At 36.6% G+C, this 6,000-nt stretch carries 2 protein-coding genes and 1 pseudogene (1 of these 3 only partly in view); 1 reads left to right on the forward strand and 2 read right to left on the reverse strand.

Going from position 1 to position 6,000, the window contains the following annotated elements; all coding sequences use genetic code 11:
* Together XEN7305_RS28635 and XEN7305_RS11140 are read right to left on the reverse strand one after the other, a co-directional pair.
* Positions 1-3,236 (reverse strand): annotated as a pseudogene (locus XEN7305_RS28635) (CARDB domain-containing protein) (its annotated part extends 24,568 nt beyond the left edge of the window); the annotation flags it as partial.
* A 371-nt stretch (positions 3,237-3,607) separates the two neighbouring features.
* Positions 3,608-4,330 (reverse strand): hypothetical protein, encoded by a 723-nt coding sequence (locus tag XEN7305_RS11140; RefSeq protein WP_006509521.1) that lies wholly within the window; start codon positions 4,328-4,330, stop codon positions 3,608-3,610.
* Positions 4,331-4,957: 627 nt separating this feature from the next.
* Between XEN7305_RS11140 and XEN7305_RS27575 the strand changes: the two genes are divergently transcribed.
* The gene (locus XEN7305_RS27575; RefSeq protein WP_006509522.1) at positions 4,958-5,488 is read left to right on the forward strand and encodes a pentapeptide repeat-containing protein; all 531 of its coding nucleotides are present in this window, start codon (positions 4,958-4,960) and stop codon (positions 5,486-5,488) included.
* The last annotated feature ends 512 nt before the right edge of the window (positions 5,489-6,000 follow it).

Here is a 6,000-nt window from a genome sequence, read left to right on the forward strand (position 1 = left end):
AGTATTTCATCGTCAGAAACATATATATAATCATATAAAACTTCAAGATCGACAAGATCCTCTGTTCCTGTATTTTCTACTGTCCAGGAAATAGGAAATGACTCATGGATCGTCACCTCATCTGGTGCAATTGCAGTAGTCACAGTTAAGTTGGGAGCAACTATGTCAATTGGGACAGCTAAGATGTTATCTGTTTCGTCGGTTTCTACCTGATTATTATCTTTGTCAGTATAAAATAGTAAATAATAGCGTGTTGATTCCTCTATATTGGGTAAGTCTTCTATATTAGGTAAAGTGATATCGCGATCTATTGTGTAGGTTTCTCGTCCAAGGAAAGGAAACTGAAAACCTTTAAAATTATCACTTATGTGGATATCAGATTCATCATAATTTTCATCTGTCGACAGATAAACCGAATCACGCCAATTGGATGTAGCTAAATTGTCGCTAGCATTTTCCACTGTCCACAATATATTTATCGTATCTTCTGGTTTAGCTTCTTCTGGCGCAGTCGCAGCGCTCACTTTTAAGTTAGGAGCTATTACCTCAATAGGTATTGCTTTAATATTATTGATTTCATCGGCTTCTTCTTGAGTGTTATCATCGTCAGCAACAAATAATAAATAACGAAGACCAGCTTCAGTATCGGGAATTGTTACTGTAGTGTTAAAAGTATAAGCAATAATGTTTATTGATGGATCATTTTCGTGCAACCGTGAAACGAGTAACGTATCATTTTCATCAAGTTCCTCATCATCTGAAATATAAACTCGATCATTCCAATAAGCATCGGTGGGTTCTGAGCCTGAGATTTCGACTCTCCAAGAGACTGGAATGGATTCACCCAAATCTACCGGAGAAGAAGCAGTGATTGTCGTAACTTCCAAATCGAATTCTGGTTCAACTAACTCAATCGGGACAACATGGACATTATCTATTTCCGAATTTTCTACTTGATCATCAAAGTAATCAGTAATAAATAGTAAATAATTAGAACCTAATTCTATACCGTTAAAAAAACTGATAAAGGGAGTTACATCACTGTCTGTCGTATAACTATCCCCTACTCTTAATGAAGTATCATTACTTCGTCTTTGAGATTTTAAGAACTGATCGCCCGAGTCGAAAGTATCGTCATTCGAAAGATAAATGCGATCAACCCAACTAGCACTAGCGGCTTCTGTACCTATGTTGTTAACTGTCCAGGAAACGGGAAAACTTTCTCCAACTGTCGCTGTGATGGGAGCAGTTCCTGTAATTTCTAAATTAGCATCTACAGTACCACTAATTTGAATCTCGACAACATCTATATTGTCTGTCTTATCACTCTCTCCTTGAATATTATAGAAATCTGTAATAAATAGTAGATAATGAGTTCCAAACTCTAGATCGCCAGGAATAACAATATTGCGATCTATTTTGTAACTATCCCCTGCCGCTACTGGCGGTGGGTCAATACCTATTATTTGAGATGCCAAGAAAGTGTCACTGGGATCGAAAGTGGCATCACTAGAGATATAAACTTGATCTAACGAATTTACAGTTGCTGATTCTGTTCCTGTATTATTAACTGTCCAGGAAATAGGAATACTTTCTCCTAATGAGGCTATGGAAGGAGTTGTTCCTTTAATGGTCAAATTGGCATCTACGCTCCCACTAATCTCAATCGGAACAGCTAATACATTATTGTTTTCATCACTTTCTTCGAGGTCGCCATAGCTATCAACAACAAAAAGCAAATAGTAAGAATCTTGGATGCTGTGAGGAATAACAAGATCGAGTTCCAGAGTATATTTTTCCCTTGATGCAAGAAAAATATCTTCATAATCTAATTCTTCTTCTTCAAAATCTGCGAATGTTTCATAATCTAGATAAATATCCTCTTCATAATCGAAAAAAGGATCTGTGGAAAAATAAATCTCATCTTCCCAATAACCAAAAGCAGGAAGATCTCCAATATTTTCCACTGTCCAAGAAACTGAAATCGTTTCATTAACTAAAGCAGACAGAGGTGCAGACGTATCTGTAATGCTTAAATCTGCTGGGTTTCCTAGTGGAGCTCCCAATGATGAAATGTTAAGTTCATATATTCCCAGTTCATCTTCACCTATATCTAAGCCAGATACACTAACAATATAGTTAATGTCTTCGTCAACAATGAAACTCAGTTGTGAGTTATATTCATCTCCAGAGTCATCATCTTCATAAATTAAGTCCCCTGTATCCGCATCGATTATTTCTAAATAAGTATCAAAATCATCGGATGTCAGATCAATAACAATTTCTGCTCCTGTAAGAAGATCAGTTAACTCATAATCAGCGAAATCGTATTCGCCAATTTCTCCTTCTATACTAATAGGACCGTTTGCCAGACTTAATATCTCAGCACGTTCGATCGCGAAAGTTTCACCATTCAGATTTACAACAGCACTATCATCTTCAGCTCTTAATCTTTCTAGTCTACTTCCATCCAATTCTTCGCCCAGAACCAAAGCCGCAAAAATCGCTCCTTCATCTCCAGGTGCGTCTTCTTCATTAAATTGGCTATCAAAATAATGTCCGATTTCTTCGAGCAGTAACGTGACTACTACTTCGGAATTAGCCGCATTTTGTTCGAGAAACTCTTGGGCTAAATAGACAGTATTACTTTCACTAGCAAACCCGCCATTCGCTCCCAACTCACCTTGAGAAATCACCGTAAATTCAATTTCTGCCTCGGCGTTAATGAGACTTGCGATCGCATCTTGAATAGTCTCCGGCGCTAAATCTTGACCAAAAGATTCTCTGAAAATAGCACTTATATTATCAGTACAACTTAATTTCACTAATTCAGAAAATGCTTCTGATAATGCTTGATGAAAGATAATATTCTCTTGATGATCTTTCTGTTCTTCTTCCTCAAATTCCCAATTTATTGTTTCCTGGTGACCAGTCAAAGGATCGATTCCAGTTTCCCAATAATTGAGCGGATAACTAGTACTAGGAGCAAAGGTGGCTGGATTACCAACATTAAAAATATCGTCTGAGGCGAAATTACTATTCTCTAGTTCATCTAGGGAAATAGCATGCATCTCAGTGTCTAGTATTGGGCAAATAGTTCCAATATTGGAGTCGATATGGTTAGTGTCTGATGATATGGCATTAGGATCGACAAAGTGAGAGCGATCGCCTAATAATCCCTCAAAAGAATTGTCTTGTTCGTCAAAGCCAAACCTGGCTGGTGTAGTATTATCCATTTGCGAGATTTCTAACTGCTAATTCGAAAAATAGAATAAAGCTTGATATCAAAAGTGTTTAAAAAAGACACTAAAATATAGTTTATCTTTAAGTTAATGTTAAAAAATAACCAACAAAGACAACTTTACTGAGAGCAAAGAAGTGATTTTCTATTAAAATATTTGTCGTGAAGTAGATTATTAATAATATGCCCTTAAAGCAATAAAAAATCAAAAAAAATAATTTCAGAAAATACAAAGCATAAGTTATAAAAAAAGAAAGGAGAAATCAACAAAAGACAACTTTTCTCCCTTCTGCTCTCAAAGAGAATATTGCGAGCGCATGCCTCTTGGTTACACAATCTCTCTAGTAGATTACGGATCTGTTTGCTTTAGGCAGGAACCGCTTCAGGTTCAGCATGAGATTGCTCCGCAAATTTTTGAGCTGTAATCTTGCTCACCACGTCGGTATAAATTTCTAAATCTTTCTGCCAACTATTAATAGAAGATTCTAATTTTGCTAATCTTTCTCCCGCAGTTTCAGAAGACAAATCACGATCAAAATTACCACTAAACAAAATAATAGGCACTTGCTCCGATTCGGGTAATTTCAATGTTGCTTCATTAATACTGAGATGAAGTTGCTTGTCTTCATAGGTAAACATTAGATTCAGTCCTGCTTTCACTGGCTCTGAACCACAGTTTTGCCATTCTCCTGATTTAATCAAATGGTCGAAGAAATAATTGTTTGCTTCCCCGGTTAGACTATTACAAGTTATATAGCCACGGAAATTTACACCTACGGCTTGATACTCAAGGTTGCGCAGAATTTCTGTATAACGACTGGCTAATCCTGGAGCTTCCGCAATGCTTTTATCTTCTTTATTGTTGAGTGCTTCGACAAACATCAAACGATTAGGTTGTGCTCCGACATAGACTCCATTGCTAAAGACAATTTGCGATCCTCGATTATTAACTACTGGTTGGCCGGATAATTCCCAATCTTCAGGAACAACGCCACTATGTTTTAAAAAACCTGGATTTAATAAACTCGGATCATAATTTTTAGCCGTAACAACAATAGCTAGTTCTTGGATTTCTAAAACTCCATTCATAGTGATAAAATTACCTACTTACTTAATTAGAGATACGTTAAGTAGTCTAACTTGGTGAATTTTAATTTGTCTTCACTAAAATCACTGTTATTTTCACCTGTTCATTATATTTGTTTTCCGTAGATCTTCCTGTGAGAATTTTGGGGTGTGAGTCTCACCAAGTAAAGAGCTACGAGAAGTCATAGTTGAGACAGAATATAAGCCGAAAGCCATCATTGCGGTGATCTTTTTTATGGTAAAAGTCGCAACTATTCTTGATCTATTCTTAGCTTTGGCCTACAACACTTCTCCAGCACGGATAACTGTTTTTACTTAGGAGAAAGTACTTGAATATGAACTTAAGATAAACTTGTTTATATATTTTCATAAAGTTTGCCATAAATTAATTTCCTAATCCATCACCGGCTCAAAGATCTGTTTTATCGCTGCGAAACTGTCTGAATTTTGGGCGTTAATGAACCAACCAACATAATTGGCATCATGGTTGCTTCGGCTAATTGTCCTGTAGGAAGATCGGTGATTTGGAAATCGATGTTTAGTTGTATTTCGGGTTGGAGAAGTAGGTGTGACCAAATATTGGTTGCAGTATTATTTAGGTTGTCGATTTGTTATTTCAGGTGTTGAATTATGGATAGAGAAGAATTGCTCAGAAGGTATGCTACTGGAGAAAGATATTTTAATGGAATCGATCTTAGTGGAATTGATCTTAGCGGGATCGATCTTAGTGGAATCGATTTGAGGTTTGCCAATCTCGAAACTACTAACTTGAGTAGAACTATTTTGAGTGGGTCTTACATGGAACGGACCAATATCAACAACACTATTCTTATCGAGGCCAATCTTCAAGACTCCTTCATTGAGGGAATTTTGAATTCCGATCTTAGAAGAGCCAACTTGGATCGAATTAGAATGTTCAATGGCCCAATTCGGAATTGTAATATGGAAGGTACTAGTTTGAGAAACGCCGACCTTAGTAATGTCGGGATAGAATCCATTAACTTGCGAAACGCCAACTTGACTGGAACTAAAGGTGAGTTCTTTATGAAGGATGTCGATCTCACTGGAGCTATTGGGTTTGACCTCAAAAATGTGGGTGCTGGATACTGGAATTTGACCCTCCTCAATGGTGCTTTTGTCACTGATTGGGACACTGAGTAAATCTAACCAACTATTATCGACAGGATAAAACTCATTTGTATTATTAGCTAAGTAGAGAAGCACTAAGAGCCCCAGTACTATTAAGATACTGTTTTATTTGATTTCTAATGGGTTCAGAAACTTCTGAGAAAAAGTTGTAGTTAACCAATTGCTCTAATTCGTCAACGCTAACTATATACTGTCTCCAATCACCTGGATTAGAAATATTTAAAGTCCTTCCGTCGGGTATGGGTAATGTAAATTGATTATTGTGTAGCACGATCGCAGATCTGTAGGTTGGGTAGAGGAACTAAACCCAACATCATAAAACTTTGAAACAGACTAATATCATAAGAGTTAATCGCTACAAATATTAAACACTCTTGTTAGAACGTGAGTTCGACGAAAATTTGAGAGAAAAGAAAGGCTGACATTGTATACTCATAATAAGCAGAATTAGAGAATCTCAGCTAATTTTATGATGACATCAAGATTAGATATCACAGCAATTTTTTGCGACGTAGATGATTTTT

The organism is Xenococcus sp. PCC 7305 (genome assembly GCF_000332055.1).
Lineage (GTDB): Bacteria > Cyanobacteriota > Cyanobacteriia > Cyanobacteriales > Xenococcaceae > Xenococcus.